Genomic DNA, 18,457 nt, shown 5'->3' with positions numbered 1-18,457 from the left:
CCGATCAGAACGAGAACGTCACGCCGCCCTGGATGAAGCGGCCCGCCGCGCCATTGGGCGCGATGAACGAGTACGGATTGATGCCGCTCGAGCGGTTACCGTTGACGTACTTCTCCGGGTACTTGTTGAACACGTTCTGCACCAGCAGGTTCAAGCGCAGGCCCTGCAGCAGCTCGTAATCGAAGCCCAGGTCGAGATATGTCTCCGGCGAGAATTCCTGATCGATGTTGCCGTTCAGGGTCGCCTGGCCCGGCACGTCGCCAACGTTGTAGGTGTAGCTGTCGTAGTACGTCCCCGTCAGCTCGAGCGACCATGGGCCCTGGCTATAACGGCCATTGAGAATGTATTTGCTCTTCGGCACACCGGTCTCGGCATCGCGAATACGCGAGTTGCCGATCACGACAATGTTCGTACCGCCGACGTTCACCGAGCGATTCACGCCTTTGACTTCGGTGTCGAGGAAGCTTGCCGCCGCCGTGAGATCGAGCGTGCCTGCGAAGACGTTGAGTTGCTGCCGGCCAACGAGATCGACACCCCGCGTGCGCGTGTCCCAAGCATTCAGGTAGTACGTCGCCTGCGTGTATCCATTCAGACCAATGGCATTGAACGCCGACGCAACAGTCGCGCCCTGCACGGTGTCCGTGATGGTGATGACATCGTCCACGTCCAGCTGATAGGCATCGATGGTCACCGAGCTGGTGCTCGTCGGACGCAGCACCAACCCCAACGAGATCGTGGTCGACTCTTCCGGATTCAGCGGTTTGGCGCCGAAGCCAGCCGCTTGCGGATCGCTGGAGCGGAACAAGCGCGTGCGCCCCGGCGTGAGAACGCTCTGACCGTTGTTGGTGAACGTGCTCGTGTAGCCCGTGGACTGCTGGCCCAACTGCGCCAGACTCGGCGCATGGAAGCCGCTGCTCAGCGTGCCACGCAACGCCACGGCGGGCACGAACTCATAGCGGCCGGTCAGTCGATAGTTGGTCGTGCTGCCGAAGTCGGAGTAGTCCTCGAAGCGCGCGGTCAGGCCCAGATCCAGTTTGTCGAACACCGTGAAATCCAGACCGGCGTAACCACCGTACACATTGCGCGTCACCGAGCCTGCATCGAGTGGATTGATACCTGCAGTCGACGAGCCCGTCACCGGAACCACCGAGGTATCGGCGGCGAAGTTCACGCTGGGGAACAGCGAGGCGTACTGGTTATAGATGCCACCCGGCCCATACAACGAAGCGACCGTGCGTCCCCCGAGCGGACCGGCGGTGTAACCCGCTGCGTCGCCCAGATCCGCCACGCCCCAATACTCGTGTCGATACAACACACCGGACGACAGCACCGATGACTGCAGGCCCGGGATATCCAGAGTCTTCGTGTAATCGAGAGTCACGCTGGTGGTGCGACTCTTCCAGGAGCCGAGATAGAACTTGGTCGGGCTGTCCGGGCCGTAGCTGGGATTGATGGTGTTCTCGGTGGTCCGCCCGGTCTCGTTCTGACCGAACGACACCGCGAAGTCGAGATTGCCCAGCGCGCCACCGTCATAGCGCACACCTGCAACGGCCGCGAAGTCCTCGGCGTCATAGGTCATGAACGGCTGGTAGCCATTCGGATACACCGCAATGACTGCGGTCTCCGAGACGCGGGTCGGATCGGTCGCGGAGGCCGAGCGAGTATTCGCTTTGACGATACGCTCGGGATTGACGTAGTTCAGCGCCGACTTGTCGGCATAGTTGGCCCAACCGTAGGCGCGCACGCTGTCGCTCAAGCCGAGCTCTGCATTGATCAGCGCGGTCCAGTTGTCACGGGTCGACTGGCCCCACTGGCCGTATTTCTTGTTGAATGTTTCATTGCGAGGATCGCCGTTCGGGAACAGCTGACGCCAGTCCGCCTCGCTGCGATCGACGTTGTCGTTCTTCAAGCGATCGATGCTGATATTGATGAAGCCGTCTTCACCGAGCGAAGTCGCGACGTTACCCAGCAACTGATGCGTGTCACCGCCACCGTCGCTGTATCCGCCATAACGTCCGCTGAGCTCACCGCCCGAGGAATCTTTCCGAAGCACGATGTTGATGACGCCCGCGATCGCATCGGAGCCGTATTGGGCCGCGGCGCCGTCGCGAAGCACTTCGACGCGCTCGATCGCATTGACCGGAATGGTGTTGATGTCGACGACCTGCGCCGCCGGCCATGGATCGGTGCCGGACAGCTGCGCCGACAGATGACGACGTTTGCCGTTGACCAGCACCAGCGTGTACGCCGGGCCCACGCCCCGCAGCGATGCCGAACGTACGCCCTGCCCCTTCACCGCGTTCTGACCTTGCGGGAAGTTGAAAGACGGATGCAGCTTCGAGAGCGCCTGATTGACGGTGACCGCACCGGTCTGGCGTAGCTGTTCGGGCGTGATGACATCGACCGGCGCAGTACTGGTCAGTGCCGTGGTGTTTTCACGTGCGGTACCGAGCACCACGATGCTATCGATGACACCGGCATCCGTGCCTGCTCCATTTGCATCCACATCCTGCGCGTGCAATGTCGAAATCGGGTTGACGCTCAACAAAGAAACAAAGGCCGCAGCAGAAACGCGACGCATGATGGCAATTCTTCCTTCCAAACCTACGGGCGGCGCAATCTAGCGACGCGCGCTCAGGCGGCGAAATGCCGTGTCGTTATTTGCATTGCATGGGACCGTATGTGATCGATTTCTAACTCGGCGACGACCGAAACCGGGTCGGATAGTGACCGGTATCACCGTCGCCGCGACCTTGTGACCCGCCTGTCACTGACGACCACGGCCTCGTTACCAACGAATCGTCGCCGCCCGATGGGAATCAGCCCGCGCCTTGCGCAAGGCACAGCCCTGTCATGCCGCTGCAATCTTTCGCTGGCTCGTCACAATTCAGTAACAAATCGTTCATACACTGCGACGCGTCACCGACTAGCGAATGCACTCGATGAAGAGACAGTCCACCCCGCTCACCCACGCCGTCGCCGTTGCCGCAGCTGCCCTTTCGCCGGGTGCGCTCGCCGAGACGCTCGAGCTGTTCAGGGACACCGAGACCGGGGCCCTCTATGCCGAACCGGGTCCGAATCGCGTGCCGTTGGGGAAATTCAAACCGGTGGATGAAGCCAAGTCCGCGGATGCAGCCAGGCCTGTAGATGCGGCCAAGCCCGTGGACGCAGCCAAGCCGGCGGATGAGGCCAAGCCCGCGGTCGCCGCCGATGCCACGCGTAGCCCATTCAATAGCCGCTTTTCGATCCGCGGCTACCTGCAAACCCGATACACGCAAATGCTGGGCGGCGATGAGGGCATCAATCTTTGGTCGGACCGTTCCGTGGGCGATGAGCATTCCCTGGGCGATGCGGACAAGAACTATCTGATCCGTCGTGCGCGACTGATCTTCCAGGGCGACTTCGGTGACCGGCTGTCCTTCTACATTCAACCCGACTTCGCCAGCAGCGCCGGCACCACCGGCAACGTTGCCCAGTTGCGGGACGCCTACGGGGACGTTTATCTGACCACGGACCGCGTGCATCGCCTGCGTGTCGGTCAGTCCAAAGTGCCGTTCGGTTGGGAGAACCTGCAATCCAGCTCCAACCGCCTGGCGCTCGATCGCGCCGACGCGCTCAACAGTGCGGTCCGTGACGAGCGCGATCTGGGCGTCTTTTATTATTTCACCCCCCGGCACGTGCAAAGCCGCTTCGATGAGATCAACAAGCAGGGCCTCAAGCACAGCGGCAACTACGGCATGTTCGGGCTCGGCTTCTATAACGGTCAGGGTGCCAACCGCGGCGACCGTAACGATGGTCAGCACATCGTTACGCGACTGACTTATCCGTGGCAGTTGGCGAGCGGACAGTTCTTCGAAGCCGGCGTGCAGGCGTACAGCGGTGAGTACGTGCCGAGCACCGGTGCCTATCGAGCGCCCGGCGACGTGAGCCGCACCCCAATCGTCCCCGATCGATACGAGTTCGGTTACCTGGATGAGCGCGTGGGTGTGAGCGCCATCTGGTATCCGCAGCCATTCGGTGTGCAGGCCGAATGGAACTGGGGCACCACCCCGGGGCTCGACCTCGCCACCAATACGATCGTGCCGACGAATCTGTATGGCGGCTATGTGCAGGCGATGTACAAGCTCGATCATCGCTTCGGCACCTTCCTGCCATTCATCAAATGGCAGTACTTCGACGGCGCCAACAAGGCCGAGACCAATGCGCCGATGAACCAGGTGAACGATTGGGAGATCGGGGTGGAATGGCAGATCGCCGCGTCGCTGGAACTGGCCGCCGTCTACCACCGGATGAATCGCAACAACCTGGTGACCGGCAACCGGGCGGGCCGGCTCGACTATCAACATTTCAAAACCGACGCATTGCGCTTGCAACTGCAAATGAACTTTTGAGGGGGCGCGCTCGCCGTCATCGAGCGTGTCCCGATGCGCGGCAAGAATCAGAAGCTGGAGCGCAGAATCACGCCGACGTAACGACGCGGGCCGATGCCGTCGTAGCCCACCGGTGCGCTGTTGCTGAAGTCGTTGACGCTGGTGGTGTACTTGGTGTCGAGCGCGTTCTTCGCGACGATGCTCAGCTCGTACCTCGCTGAGGCCGTCTCGTGCGTGATGCCTGCCCCCAGATCCGTGAGCGAATAGCCCGACTGCTCGCCATACGGCGACAGCAGCTGCTCCAGGTTGTGCCTGGAGCGATAGACATGGTTGCCGAAGAAATGCGCACCGAAGCCCGATGCCAGCGGCAGCTGATAGTCGAAACCAACGATGCCGCTCCAGCGGGGCGCACCGACGATCTGACGGCCGGTGTTGTTGCACACTGCCACTGAAGTCGGGAACGAGCGTGGGCACGTGGCCGTCGACCAATCGGTGTACTCAGCCTCGTTGTATGCGCCACCCGCGGTGATCTGCAGGTTCTCGCTGACACGAACCGCGGCGTCGAACTCGGTGCCAACCGCGCGAATCTCGGGGATGTTGCCGAGCCGCGAGCTGAAGCCCGTCGGCGACGTTGCATCCGGCTCGCTCGTCACGTTCTGATAGTCCCGCACGCGGGTGTAATAGACGTTGACGTTCAGCGTCAGCAGGTCATCGAACAGCTGGCTCTTCACCCCCGTCTCGAAGTTCAACGACTTTTCCGGCTCGACGTTGGCGATCCTGCCGTTGTTGTCGAACGCCACCGCCCCGGACTTCTCACCGGCACTCGCAGATGCATACAACAAGACCCGGTCGGTCAATTGGAAGCTGGGATTGATCAGCCAGGCAATGGAATCATCCTTGATGCGCTTGCCCTGGAATGTGCCGTAGTCAGCACCGGTCTGCGCCGCGCGTATCGCATCGGCGGTAGCATTGCCCGTCGCAACCAGCGGCGAGCCATCGAGCAACGTCGTGCGCCGATAGACCTCGTTAGTCTTGTACTCCCAGGTCTGGCGCAAACCGAGGGTCAGACTGGCGCGCTCGGTCAAATGCCAGTTCACCTGACCAAACACTGCGGCGCTGTCCGACACCGGCTTCTGATTGGTGACGGAGAACACGTCACGCAACGAGGCTTGCAGGAGCTGGCGCCCGGCGACGGTATTCAGCGTGCGATACTGCGAGTCGCTTGCGTAGAACGCACCGGCATCCGCTCCATAGGTATTGCGGCTGGTGGTATCCGTATCGATATTGAACAGATAAATGCCGGTTTGATACTCGATGCGCTCGTTGATGTCGCCCGCAAGACGAAACTCCTGCGAGATCTGCCGCGTGTCGACCAGCGTGCCGCTGCGGGCGACTGCAAACCGCGTCTGTTCCTGATCGTTCTTCGCATCGAAGTGAAACCAACGCGCGGCCGTGATGGATGTGAGCTCCACCGAGCCCGCATCCCAAGTCACGACCGCGGATACACCGTAGTTGTCGGTAATCAGCGGCCGTGCCATGTCCAGCTCGATTTTGTCCCACGAGCCAATGATGGGCGTGTAACCCCCGAAGTAGTCGCGAGCCAGACGGGTCGTATAAGTCGTCGCGCGCACCGAGCCGTCGTTCAACGTCGTCGGGTCGACCATGAACGGTTTGGTATTGCTGTTCTCGTGAGTGAAGGCGCCATCGAGATTGAGTTTCACGGATAGCGCATTGCTCGGCTGAAGCAGAAATTGCACGCGCCCGCCGTAGCGATTGCGCTCGTGCCAATGCCCGCCGTTAGCGACGTTCTCGATATCACCTTCCTGATTGTCGACAAACGCGGACGCACGAAATGCCAGTAGATCGTCCACCAGCGCGTTGGAGTACGAGCCGCGCGCCTTATAGGACTCCCTGCTCAAGCCGCCTTCCAGCTCGAGGCTGGCCTGCGGCGAGAACGATGGCGCACGACTGGTGTATTTGATCGCACCCAGCGACGTGTTCTTGCCGAGCAAGGTGCCTTGCGGGCCGCGCAGGATCTCGACGCGCTCCAGATCGGTGAAGTCCTGATAGGTCATGCCGACGTGCCCCAGGAACACGTCGTCGACGATCACGCCGACCGCCGGCTCCATGTTGTCGTTGCCGCTGGTTTTGCCGATGCCGCGAATGGAGATGCCCGAGCGGCGCGCATTCGGTGTGGTTGCAGTCAGACCGGGCGCACGCTGGCTCAACTCAGCAACGGTAAAGGTGCGATCGCGATCGAGCGTGGCGCCGCTCACAACGGAAATCGGAATCGGCACTTCCTGCACCCGCTCCGAACGGTTGCGTGCCGTGACCACCACCTCTTCCAGCTTGCGCTCGACCGAGCCGCTGGCATCCTGAGCGAACGCCGGAACATTCAGGGCCACGCTGCCGCCCAGCGCCGTGACCCACCCCAACCAATGTTTCATTTGATGAGACCGCATGCCGCGCCCTTCCCTTCAGGCGGCTGCAATCTATGACCGGGACGGTCAACAGGTCAGTCACGATATGGTTGTGACAGAGTCATCGACCGGGCACCAGCGGTGACCGACGGCCACGGAATCCACCGTTGCCGACCCGGTCACGCCGGTAACAGTGTATTAATAGATAACGAATTGGTCGGAGGTTACGAGTCGAAAGGATCGAGCGGCAGATACGCCAGCGGCGGGCCACCATTCACGTCCACCAGCGCCGTCCAGAACCCTTTGCCATGAATGGGCAACCAGCGCAGCTGTGATTCAGGTATTTCGAGCTTGGCGGCCGCGACCAGTTGTTTGGCCTCGGGGTGATGTTTGTAGAGCGCCTCCAACGGCTGCGAACGCTGCTGAACCTGCTCCTTGACTGCCTCGTAAGGAACGTAGTAACGAGGAAACATTTGCAGGTCCTTACCATCCAAAACGGCCAGGGTGAGGTCGCTGCTTTCTTTTGGGTCGGTGGGACGCTGTGTGCCGACCAGCTTGGGACCCCATTTGGGGCGGGTCCGGTACGGGGCCTGGGCGTTCAGCAGATCCTTGTCGTCGATATCTCGCGCCGACACCACTTCAAAGCGATCCACCGCGAACGCCACATACACGGGACGCGCACTGGCGATCGACATGACTCCATACACGAATGCCGCCAGCTGCACCGCTCCCACGATGCTGTAGTCGGTGATCAACTCGCGTCGCGACTTCTTGCTGTTGTAAATGACCAGCGAGATCAGCGGGCCGAGGACCAGATCGCACACGCTGATCAGCACAAAGAGCGCGACGCCGCCCTGCATGACCTGAAAGGGGTCCGGAAACCAGACCAGGAAAATCACCGCGGCGGCGAACGCTGCCATGGCCAGCGTGACCAGGAAATGCAGCAGCATCGCACGAAACTTTTCGCGCCAGGCAATCATGGGACGATGGAACTCCGACAACACGCCAGGCACGAATTATCCAGCGCTCTGCCGGCGGCTGCCAAATCCGTGGCTGCCGCAGTCGAGCAGCTTGTGCGATAGATCACATCTTGCGCCGTTCAGCTCGCTGTCTGTGCTTTGCGGCTGGCGATCGCGATGGGCACGCCGATGCCGAAGGCGTGCACGATCAGGCTGGTAATGACCAGGATGGGCACGAACTTGACCTGGCTCGGAAATGCCGAGAGCGGCAATACCACCAGGTTCATGACCCAGTAAACGAGAAATCCATACAACGCCCCCCAGCCGACGGGGTGTGTCACGAGGAAACGCAAACGGGTGCTCGCGAAATAGAAGATCGCGGCGATGATCATCATCAGCACGAAGTGCAGCACCAGCCCGAGGGTCGCGGTGGCCGCGCCTCCCTGATACGCAGGCGAGCCCAACAGGCCGCTGGCGACCGACTGGAGAATGCGCACTGGCGGCACACCGCGCGTCGCCGAGAAGCCGACCGCGTATGTGATATCGATGAGTCCGGCGACGAGGCCACCCCACAAAATGGCGTAAGCGGCGCGATTGCGCGACATGCTCTGTCCCCCATCCTACGGCGCGTCAGCGCCTGCTTGTGCCTGCATCGGGCTCGTTATGCGCGCAATCTAGCGAATTAGCAGACAAATGTCTGCGGTGGCCTGCGGTATCTTGCGATCAGCACAGCCTGCGGTCTGCGCTATGCTGCTCGTTGAACTGATTCGGACGATCTCGATGGCGAAGATACCTCCTGGCGTTGGCCCGCGTTTTCCGCAGGTCGTGGTGCTATTTGGTGCAACCGGCGATCTGGCGCGGCGCAAGCTGCTGCCTGGCCTGTTTCATCTGACCAGTGCCGGCTTCATTCCCGGCTGCCGCATCATCGGCGTGTCGCTCAACGAAATGAGTCCGGACGCCTTTCGGGACCTGGCCCGTGAGGCGCTGAAGGAGTTCTCGGCGCGGCGGGTAGCCGATCCGGAATGGCAGGACTTTGCAGACAGTCTGGACTATGTGCCGCTGAGTGCCGGACCGGCAGCGCTCAAGGCCGCAGTCGAACGGGCCGAGGCGACCTTCACCGGCGAAAGCCGGCGCCTGCACTATCTCAGTGTGCCGCCAAATGCCGCGTTGTCGGCAGTGCGTATGCTGGGCGAGGCCGGGCTGGTCCCGCGCTCCCGCATCGTCATGGAAAAACCGTTCGGCGTGGACCTGCCGAGCGCCGTGAAGCTGAACACCGAGCTGCACGAAGTGTTCAGGGAAGATCAGATCTTTCGCATCGATCATTTTCTCGGCAAGGAGCCGGCGCAGAACATTCTCGCGTTCCGTTTCGCCAATGGCTTGTTCGAGCCGATCTGGAATCGCAACTTCATCGATCACATCCAGATCGATGTGCCCGAGAGCATCGGCCTGGCCACTCGTGCAGCGTTTTATGAGGCGACCGGTGCGTTTCGCGACATGGTGGTCACACACTTGTTCCAGATTCTGGCCTTCGTCGCCATGGAGCCGCCGACCTCGCTCGAGCCGATCCCCATCAGCGAGGAAAAAAACAAAGTGTTTCGCAGCCTGCTGCCGATCGAGCCAAGCGACGTAGTGCGGGGCCAATACGCGGGCTATCGGTCCGAGGAAGGTGTGAACCCACAGTCGGAGACCGAAACGTTCATCGCGCTGAAGTGCGTGATCGATAACTGGCGCTGGGCCGGCGTGCCCTTCTATCTGCGCACTGGCAAGCGCATGGCCGAAGGCCAGCGCATCATTTCGATTGCGTTTCGCGAGCCGCCGAAGAGCATGTTTCCAGCCGGCTCGGGCATCGGCGAGCGCGGCCCCGATCATCTCACCTTCGACCTGGCAGATCAGTCGAAGATGTCGCTGTCGTTCTACGGCAAGCGGCCTGGCCCGGGCATGCGGCTCGACAAGCTCAGCCTGCAATTCGCCATGCGCGACACCGGTCTGATCGGCGACGTGCTGGAGGCTTACGAACGTTTGATTCTGGATGCGATGCGCGGCGATCGCACGTTGTTTACGACCGCCGACGGTATCGAGCGACTGTGGGCACTGTCGACCACGCTGCTGGAGAATCCGCCACCGATCCGGCCGTATCCGCAGGGATCCTGGGGACCGAATGCAATCCACCAGCTGATCGCGCCACGCGCCTGGCGATTGCCCTTCGAGCGCGTCTGGCGCGATCCGGACAAAATGGGCAGTTAGGCGCTCTTGCGGCGGCGGCTCGCCAGCAGACCGAGCCCGCCGATAGCAAACAATGCCATCGTGCCCGGCTCGGGAACGTTGGCGGCGTCGACCACGAGATTGTCGAGGAAGAACTTGCCGTCGCCGCGGATGCCGGGAATGCCGGAAATGATCAGCGTGTCCATGATGCCCAGACCGAGGCCATCGAAGCCGAACAACCAGCTCTGCCCGCCAGCCCACGCAGCGTAGTTGGAAGGGTCGGCGGCCGGAAAATAAACATCCGACGTCGCAGTGATCACGCCGTCCAAATAAGCATCGAAGCGCAATGACATGCCGTGATTGTTCAGGCCACTGAGCAAGTCGACGCTGTTGAGCGTGAACTCGCCATTCCGCCGTGATTCTGCAGCGGACCGTTAAGCAGTTTCAGCAGACCCGAAACCGTTTTTGATTCGCGCGATCGGACAACAGCGCGTCCGGATAGTCCTTCGCATAGTTGGTTTCGTACGTGCACAGCGTGTCCGAAGAGATGGCGACCGACGAAGCGCCGTATGAGCGCGCGCACTTCTGCCACTGATCCATCGAATAACCCGCGTTCTCGTAGTTGGCATAGGAGAAATCGGGCGAAGCATCGAAATCGTTGAATCCAACCGTGACCAGTCCGGCGTGAGCCGTGCAAGCGAAACCGGCAGTCAACACCGTTGCCATGACAATACGCTTCATCGAGTGCTCCCTTGAACCGTCAACCAGCCCGCTGCTCGAGCCGGGCGCACTATGTCCCGGCAAGTTATGTCGCGCTAGTGTCGAGTTGCTGTACAGGGCAAACACTGACGTTGTCACAATCGTTCTACTGAATATCGTCGGTGGCCAGCGACAACTGTGACGTCGCGCACCGGGCACGCCGATCGATATGTGACACGAGTCGCAGTATGACAGCAGCCAGATCGACTAGGCCGATTCGAGCGACACGCCGGGCCTGCGGCGGCCTGCGCAAAAATGTATACCGGCCGGCAGCGTCCGTCCCGGCCGCCCGCCCCTCCTTGTCGCTGGGCCGCAGGTTGGATATATGTTCCTGCCAAAGCCAATCTGGCGCGGGTGGAAACCAATAATGCTGTCGATGAAGAGGATCTTCGGGACATCGCTGCGGGGTTCTTTGGGAATGGTGGCCACGCTGTCCATAGCAGCCGGCGCCGTGCACGCAGCCGACGAGCCTGACACTCGGACACTGAGCGAGCTGCGCAGCGATCTGGACTCCCGCAAGACCACCTCGGTCGAGCTGGTCGAGGCCTTTACGCGACGGATCGAAGCCATCGACCGCAATGGTCCGCAGCTGCGGTCCGTCATCGCCATCAATCCCGACGCGCTCAAGCAAGCGCGGGCGCTCGATAAGGAACTGCAGACCAAGGGGCCGCGCGGCCCATTGCACGGTATCCCGGTGCTCCTGAAGGACAACATCGAGTCAGCCGATCCGATGCCAACGACCGCTGGTTCGTTGGCGTTGATCGGCAACCTGACCAAGCGGGATGCACCGATCGCAGCGAATCTGCGGGCGGCGGGCGCCGTCATCCTGGGCAAGACCAACTTGAGCGAGTGGGCGAACTTCCGCTCCAGCAGCTCGACCAGCGGCTGGAGCGCGGTCGGCGGCCTGACCAAGAACCCGCACGTGCTCGATCGCACGCCCTGCGGATCGAGTGCCGGCAGTGGCGCGGCCATCGCCGCGGCCCTCGCGCCGGTCGCTGTAGGCACCGAAACCGACGGCTCCATCATCTGCCCCTCGGCCATGAACGGCATCGTTGGCCTGAAGCCGACCTTGGGCCTGCTCTCCGGCAAGCACATCATTCCGATCGCGCACAGCCAGGACACGGCGGGCCCGATGACGACCAACGTGAAAGACGCTGCGTTGCTGCTGGCCGCGCTGGTCGGCGATGCGCCCGCGTGCGATCCACCGTCCGCCGGCTGCGCCAAGTCCGATTACACCAAGGGCCTCGTGCCGACCGCGTTGAATGGCAAGCGCATCGGTGTGCTGCGCTTCGAGCCGGGCCGAACGTCCTATGTCACGCCGGTGTACGAGCGGGCGCTGAATCACTTGAAAGACGGCGGCGCCACGCTGATCGAGATCAAGCTGCCGCAGCTGGACGGGCTGGGTGAAGCCGAGACCCTGGTACTGCACGCCGAGTTCAAAGCCGATCTGAACGCCTATCTGACCGGCTCGCCGGCGAAGATTCCGGTGCGCTCGCTGGAGCAGCTGATCGAGTTCAACAAGAGGACGCCGGCGGAGCTGGCGCTGTTCAATCAGGACACCTTTGAAAAAGCGAACGGCATGCCGCCGTTGAGCGATGCGAAATACCTGACCGCGCGTGCCGATGGCAAGCGCCTCGCCGGCGTTGAAGGCATCCTGAAAATGCTCGCCGAGCACCAGCTGGACTTGATCGTCGCACCGAGCACCGGCGTCGCGCCGCGCGTGGATACGATCAACGGCACGCGCTCGCCCGGCTCCTTCACTTCCCTGCCCGCTGTGGCCGGCTATCCGCACCTCACCGTGCCAATGGGTGAATTGAAGGGTCTACCGTTGGGCATGTCCTTTATTGGCGCGCCGTGGTCCGAAGACGTGCTGCTTGCGGCGGGCTACGCGTTCGAACAACGAGCGAAGGCACGCATCACGCCGAAGTTCCTGCCGTCGGTCGAGGGACAGGAACGCGCGTTCGCCCCGGCGGTGCCCTCACCTTAACTTCAGGCACCGCTGACCCCTGCCATCTACGCGCAGGTAGAATGCGCGTCATGGCAACGCCCGAACCCACTTCCGCTCCCCGCCCCCGCGCCTCGATCAGTGTCATCGTGCCCAGTTACAACTGCGGCACGCGGATCGGCGAGGCGCTCGATTCCATCCTCGAACAGACCGTAGGCGTCGAGCAGATCATCGTCGTCGACGACGGCTCGACGGATGACACGGCCACGGTGGTCGGCCGCTACAAGAATGCGCGAATTCAGTACATCCAGCGGCCGCACGAGGGCATGGCGAGCGCGTGCAACGCCGGTCTCGATGCGGCTCGCAGTGAGTTCGTGACTTTTCTGTATGCCGGCGATCGGTGGAGCCCTGCGTTCGCCGAGCGCATGCACGACTATCTCACCGCGGATCCAGGCATCGCCTGTGCCTTCAGCAATTTCGTGCACCTCGATGACTCGACCGGCAAGATGCTCGGCGATCAGTTCAGCCACTATCCTGAGATCAAGCGTCCGGTGCTGCTGCGTGACGCGCCCAATGCGCACGGCCGCATACCGCAAGAGCGAGCCTTCGGGGCATTGGTGAGCTGTAGCGACATTCCGGCCTACCTGCAGGTCATGATGTTTCGCCGAAGTGCGATCGAGAACCTGCGGTTCGAGCCCAGTCTCGGCCCCGGCGCGGACACGAGCTTCGCGCTGCAAGCTTTCATGCGAGGCATGATCGTGTTCACGGACGAAGTTCTGGCGCTGGTCCGCAACCCCACCCGCGAGGACGCACTGAGCGAGGGCGCGCTGCCCGTTCACACGCTGAATGGATTGAAAGCTCTGGCGCCGCATGTCACTCGCGAGCGCGACGTGACGCCGTACCGGGAACGTCTGAGCAAAGCGCACATCGATGCGGCGTTGTCGTTGATGAAAGCCGGCCAGGCACGCGCCGCCCTGCGCACCTATCGCGGAGCCTTTCAGTTTCCAGGCTTGCGCATGCGCAAGTTTCGAGGTTTCTTGCGCTTGCTCGTAGGATTGCCTCGGGGCTTGTTGAAATAAGTTCGCGCTCACCCGCCGTGCAACTTCCAAGGCGGCGGTGCGTTCCATCTTAGCGGCGCTGGTAGCGATGCGCGCCGCGGAGGTGGAGATGGCTTTCAATCGAGCAGTGCTGCATCGGGATTGGAGCTCCGGATCTCCTGCGGGTGAATGGGTCGGACGGCTCTGGCGATGGCGCCAGTGGGCACTGTTGCTGCTGGCTGTGATCGCGGGCGCCATGGCGACCGTCAGCCTGGTCAAGAATCCGCCCGATAAGCCCCCAATGAGCACCAGCTACCTGCCGGAATCGCAAATCGGCTCGCCGTAATCGCTGCCCTACCCCTTAAGCGGGATCCTACACTGTTACAATTCGCCGACACCGGGGCAGGAGTACCGAAAGTTGGCAGATTGGCGCGTTCCGCTATCCGTGCTGGATTACGGAGTCGAGGAGGCAGATGCCGCACAGCGCGTCATCGCCAGCAAGTGGCTCTCCATGGGCCCCGAAGTCGCGGCGTTCGAGCGCGAATTCGCAGAAATGCAATCGGCGCGACACGCCTACGCGGTAGCAAACGCAACCGCCGCTCTGCATCTGGCGATGCATGCGATCGACATCGGCCCCGGCGACGAAGTGATCCAGCCCGCCATCAATTTCATCGCTTCCGCCAATATGACCTTGCTCGCGGGCGCCACGCCGGTATTTGCCGATATCTGCAGTCTGGCCGAGCCAACCCTCGATCCCGCTCATGTCGAGCGGCTCATCACGCCGCGGACCAAAGCCATCGTTCCCATGCATTACGGCGGCAATCTGGCGCGCATGAGCGAGCTGGTCGAGCTGTGCAAGCGACATGGACTGGCCTTGATCGAGGATTCGTGCCACGCCGTCGGCGCCGCCTATCACGATGCTCAGGGTCGCGCGCCGCACGGTGTGATGGCCGGCAGCATCGGCGACCTCGGTACATTTTCCTTTTACGCGAACAAGAATCTGGCGTGTGGCGAAGGCGGCATGCTGGTGACGAATCGCGATGATCTGGGCGATCGCATCCAGATGCTGCGCAGTCATGGCATGACCCGCTCTTCCTGGGAACGTCACCAGAGCCGCGCCGGCTACGACATCGCGCGTCCCGGCTTCAACTATCGGCTCGACGAGCTGCACGCCGCGATTGGCCGGGCGCAGCTCGGCAAGCTACTTGCTGGCAACCAGCGACGACGCGACCTATTGGCGCGCTATCGCGAAGGATTACAGGGTGCCGAGCGCTGGATCATGGTATTCGCCGAGCAGATCGAGCATTCCTCCGGTCACCTGATGGTCGTGGTGGCCGATTCGACCGAGATGCGCGCCAAGGCAGTGGAGACCCTCCGCGAGTCAGGCATACAGACCAGCATGCACTACCCTTCCATCCTGGAATTCAGTGGCTTTCGCGATCGCTTCCGCACGCCGCTCGAGCTGACTCAGGAATTTTCGAATCGTGCGATCACGCTGCCTTTGCACCCCGGATTGCGCACTGAGCATGTCGACGAGATCACGCACCTGCTGCGTGCGATTCAATAGCGCAGCCTCACGGACGGCGCGGCGATGAGAGTCACCCTGTTTGCCGCACCTTTCGGACAGGGCGGCCAGATGCATATCCACTGCAGACGTTACGTGCGGCTGTTGCAACTGGCCGGGTGCGACCTGACGCTGGTCGAGCACAGTGGCTTTCAGTCGCACCCGATCCCGGGCGTCGTCCATCGCAAATATCCGCGCCGCATGCGCCGGCTCGATTCGTTGCTAACAACGCACGCCCTCTCGTCCCTGCACAAACGCCGCCTCGAGCCGTTGTTGCGTTCGACGAACGCGGATCTGTGCCATGTGCAGTGGGTGGATGAACGCGTGCTCGATGTGAGTATCGCGGGCGGGCGTCCGCTGGTAGCAACTGCCTGGGGCAGCGATTTGAACGTGCCGGCGCAAGCGGCACCGACCGATCCAGCACGCCAACGCATCGGCGCCGCGCTTCGCGCCCTCGATTTGCTCATCGTCGATTGCGACGACAGTGCCACCATGGCGAACCTGTTGGCCGGTACTGAAGTACCCGTCGCAGCACTGCCGATCGGCATCGACACCCAGCTGTTTCATCCGGGCCTGCCGCAAGAACGAGCCCAGTGGCGACAGCGATTGCAGATCGAGCCCGACGCCCGCGTTTTCCTGTCAGCGCGGCAACTCGGTGCAATCTATCGACCCGCCGAGATCATCGCAGCCTTTGCCGAAATGCCGGCCGCAGCTCGCGAGCGCTCGTATTTGATCATCCGAACCTTCGGACACAGCGTCGGTACGTCGTTGCGCTCGCTACAACAGAAGGCCGAAGCGCTGGGCATCGCTCAGCGTGTGCGCTGGGTGGGCAGCATGCCTTACGAACAGCAACCCGGATTGTTCGTGGCCGCCGACTTCACCGTGAATTTTCCACACATGGACGCCTTCCCCGTCACCTTCCTCGAAAGCCTCGCGTGCGGCGTGCCGGTGCTGACCAATCCGCTCAAGGCGTATGAATCGAACGGCGCGACGCCGTACCTGACATTCGCCAGCGAAGACTCCGTAGCCGCGCTGAGCGCGACCATGACAGCAGCGCTCGATGATTTAGAAAGCTTGCACGCTCAGGCCGCACGAGGACGCGCGCACGTCGTGAGTCATTTTGACGAGCGCATCAGTGCCGCACGCCTGAAAGAAATATATGACCGCCTGCTCCTGCGCCATTCCGCAGGGAACCGTGGGAATGCCGACTCGTTTGTTCCTCAGTAAGCTGCGCTCGACATCGCAGCCGTCGGAAAACCACCGAAGAGCGAGAGGACACGACCATGGCATTGAGAGACTTTTTTCGGGGCCCCCATCGCCGCGATCACGATGAGCGCACCCGCTATCCGCTCGATCCGCTGTCGCGGGAATCGTGGAACGAGGAAGCCGAGGCACGCTACGGTGAGCAGGTCTATCGTGATTTCGATGACGAGCGCCGCAGCTTCAACGATCGCTGGCAGGACTCGTACAGCAGTCCGCGCCGACGCTCCAGAGACACGAAATTCCAGTATGGCGGCTCGAGCAGCAATCCTTTCTACGGCGAGCGTCCACTGACGCGCGCCGGCGGCACCTACGACACGGATTACTTTGGCTCCAAGTTCGGCCTCCCCACCACCCAGTGGCGACGCGACGACAACGACAGCCAGCAGTTCGACGATCTGGTGTACGGCGGCCGCAACGCGCCTTCGCCGATGCGGGGCGAGTTCAGTGGTCGCGGGCCGCGCGGCTATCGTCGCTCCGACGATCGCATCCGAGAGGATGTGTGTCAGTGCCTGACTGACGATGACCACATCGATGCAAGCAACATCGAAGTCGCCGTGAAGGATCGCGAGGTGACGCTGTCGGGCACGGTGACTTCGCGCATGCAGAAGCGCCATGCGGAAGACCTGATCGAGGGCTTGCCCGGCGTGCACGACGTGATCAACAGCATTCGCGTCGTCAGCGAGACCCAGGGCAATCTAGGTGCGCATCAATCTACTCGTATGGGTGGACAGATCCGCTGACCTCGTCGTCGTAGCGGCACGCAGCGAGGCGTGCCGCTGCGAATCATTTTTCGTAACCACTCTGAAATGGACAGAGCGCGTCGACGCGGGCAGCATGCGGGTTTGTTTACCTCAACGACGAGGGCCGTCGCATGCATTGCTGGCTTCTCTTTCATCGGGAATTGCGGCGCGGTGTGCCCGAAGCGGCGGAAGTGTTCCGTTTCCAGCAGTCCGCCGCGCAAGCGGGCATCCGGCTCGATGTGCTCAATCCGCGTGATTTCGAGCTCATTGTCGATTCCACCGAAGGCTGGTCCGCGGTCTATCAAGGCCGCAAGCTCGCCAAGCCCGACCTGATCATTCCACGCACCGGCAGCGAGACCAGCTATTTCACGCTGGCCGTCTTGCGACATTTCGAGCGCCAGGGCATCGCGATGGTCAACAGCCCAGCGGCGGTCGAAGCGGTTGCCGACAAGCTGCAAACTTTGCAAATCCTGTCGGGGGCGGGCATTCCGATTCCCAAGACCATCCTGGGCAAATTTCCCGTCGACGTGGGCGTGATCGAGCGCGAGCTGGGCTTCCCCGTGGTCGTGAAAACTTTGCGTGGCACGCGGGGCAACGGCGTGCTGCTGTGTGCGAATCGCGAGCAGTTCAACGATCTGGCCAATTTGCTGGATGGCGCGCAGTCCGGCACCGATTTTATTTTCCAGCAGTATGTGCAGGCGAGTCACGGCCGCGACGTGCGCGTGCTCGTGATCAATGGGCGCGCCGTCGCCGCGATGGAACGCCGCTCGACCGACGGCAGCTTCAAATCGAACATCTCACTGGGCGGCGTCGGCACGGCATTCGAGCCGCCCCCGGACATGGCCGAGCTGGCGGTGCGCGTCGCGAATGTGCTTGGGCTCGATGTCGCCGGTGTCGATATCCTGCTCGATTCGAACGGTTATCGCATCTGCGAGGCCAACTCCTCGCCTGGCTTCCAGGGGTTGGAGAAGGCCTGCCACATCAGCGTGCCCGACGCGATCTTCAGCGCCATGCGCGATCGACTCGGCTTGCCTACGAGCGTCCGTCGTCGCAGTTCCTGGCAAACGTTTTTTGCTGGACTCGCTACGCAATCGCCGTGCGTATGGACAGTCGCCCACCCCTAGTAGCGCAGTGCGCGAGCCTAGTTAGCCTCTGTAGCAGCCTCTGCAGCCCTTACACGCAGCAGCGGCCAGACGCT

General features: G+C 62.0%; 15 protein-coding genes. 9 read left to right on the top strand and 6 right to left on the bottom strand.

Annotation, left to right across the window (positions count from 1 at the left end):
- Positions 1-4: 4 nt before the first annotated feature.
- On the bottom strand, positions 5-2,581 hold the full coding sequence (locus D0550_RS24835) for a TonB-dependent receptor plug domain-containing protein (RefSeq protein WP_116811895.1): 2,577 nt from the start codon (positions 2,579-2,581) through the stop codon (positions 5-7).
- Between the two features lie 361 nt (positions 2,582-2,942).
- Between D0550_RS24835 and D0550_RS24830 the strand changes: the two genes are divergently transcribed.
- Positions 2,943-4,391, top strand: coding sequence for a porin (locus D0550_RS24830; protein WP_116811928.1), 1,449 nt, complete (start codon positions 2,943-2,945; stop codon positions 4,389-4,391).
- Positions 4,392-4,438: 47 nt separating this feature from the next.
- On the opposite strand, the gene D0550_RS24825 is transcribed toward D0550_RS24830, so the two are convergent.
- The 3 genes from D0550_RS24825 to D0550_RS24815 form a co-directional block, all read right to left on the bottom strand.
- On the bottom strand, positions 4,439-6,832 hold the full coding sequence (locus D0550_RS24825; protein WP_116811894.1) for a TonB-dependent receptor: 2,394 nt from the start codon (positions 6,830-6,832) through the stop codon (positions 4,439-4,441).
- A 182-nt stretch (positions 6,833-7,014) separates the two neighbouring features.
- Positions 7,015-7,803, bottom strand: a complete 789-nt coding sequence (gene tfpZ, locus D0550_RS24820) for a TfpX/TfpZ family type IV pilin accessory protein (protein ID WP_153067332.1) — start codon at positions 7,801-7,803, stop codon at positions 7,015-7,017.
- An 86-nt stretch (positions 7,804-7,889) separates the two neighbouring features.
- Complete coding sequence (locus D0550_RS24815) at positions 7,890-8,354, bottom strand: hypothetical protein (protein WP_116811892.1); 465 nt, start codon at positions 8,352-8,354, stop codon at positions 7,890-7,892.
- Positions 8,355-8,529: 175 nt separating this feature from the next.
- On the opposite strand from D0550_RS24815, the gene zwf reads away from it, so the two are divergent.
- Positions 8,530-9,993 (top strand): glucose-6-phosphate dehydrogenase, encoded by a 1,464-nt coding sequence (gene zwf, locus D0550_RS24810; protein ID WP_116811927.1) that lies wholly within the window; start codon positions 8,530-8,532, stop codon positions 9,991-9,993.
- On the opposite strand, the gene D0550_RS24805 is transcribed toward zwf, so the two are convergent.
- Positions 9,990-10,304 carry a PEP-CTERM sorting domain-containing protein gene (locus D0550_RS24805; protein ID WP_116811926.1) on the bottom strand — a complete coding sequence of 105 codons (315 nt, stop codon included), beginning with the start codon at positions 10,302-10,304 and terminating at the stop codon, positions 9,990-9,992. The two genes, zwf and D0550_RS24805, sit on opposite strands and share 4 nt — an antisense overlap.
- 91 nt (positions 10,305-10,395) lie before the next feature.
- Positions 10,396-10,692 (bottom strand): hypothetical protein, encoded by a 297-nt coding sequence (locus tag D0550_RS24800; protein WP_116811891.1) that lies wholly within the window; start codon positions 10,690-10,692, stop codon positions 10,396-10,398.
- 394 nt (positions 10,693-11,086) lie between these two features.
- Between D0550_RS24800 and D0550_RS24795 the strand changes: the two genes are divergently transcribed.
- The 7 genes from D0550_RS24795 (at position 11,087) to D0550_RS24765 (ending at position 18,383) form a co-directional block, all read left to right on the top strand.
- Positions 11,087-12,697, top strand: coding sequence for an amidase (locus D0550_RS24795; protein WP_116811925.1), 1,611 nt, complete (start codon positions 11,087-11,089; stop codon positions 12,695-12,697).
- Positions 12,698-12,747: 50 nt separating this feature from the next.
- On the top strand, positions 12,748-13,734 hold the full coding sequence (locus tag D0550_RS24790; protein ID WP_161966034.1) for a glycosyltransferase family 2 protein: 987 nt from the start codon (positions 12,748-12,750) through the stop codon (positions 13,732-13,734).
- 88 nt (positions 13,735-13,822) lie between these two features.
- Positions 13,823-14,038: a hypothetical protein gene (locus tag D0550_RS24785; protein WP_153067331.1), complete on the top strand. Its 216-nt coding sequence runs from the start codon at positions 13,823-13,825 to the stop codon at positions 14,036-14,038.
- A gap of 72 nt (positions 14,039-14,110) precedes the next feature.
- Positions 14,111-15,259: a DegT/DnrJ/EryC1/StrS family aminotransferase gene (locus D0550_RS24780; protein ID WP_161966033.1), complete on the top strand. Its 1,149-nt coding sequence runs from the start codon at positions 14,111-14,113 to the stop codon at positions 15,257-15,259.
- Positions 15,260-15,283: 24 nt separating this feature from the next.
- Complete coding sequence (locus D0550_RS24775; RefSeq protein WP_116811887.1) at positions 15,284-16,483, top strand: glycosyltransferase; 1,200 nt, start codon at positions 15,284-15,286, stop codon at positions 16,481-16,483.
- A gap of 56 nt (positions 16,484-16,539) precedes the next feature.
- Entirely contained in the window at positions 16,540-17,259 is a 720-nt protein-coding gene (locus D0550_RS24770) for a BON domain-containing protein (RefSeq protein WP_116811886.1), read from the top strand.
- A gap of 131 nt (positions 17,260-17,390) precedes the next feature.
- The gene (locus D0550_RS24765; protein ID WP_116811885.1) at positions 17,391-18,383 is read left to right on the top strand and encodes an ATP-grasp domain-containing protein; all 993 of its coding nucleotides are present in this window, start codon (positions 17,391-17,393) and stop codon (positions 18,381-18,383) included.
- Positions 18,384-18,457: the final 74 nt, after the last annotated feature.

It is taken from the genome of Steroidobacter cummioxidans (assembly GCF_003104955.1).
The sequence above is the reverse complement of the archived record's forward strand: the minus strand, read 5'-3'. Positions and strand labels throughout refer to the sequence as shown.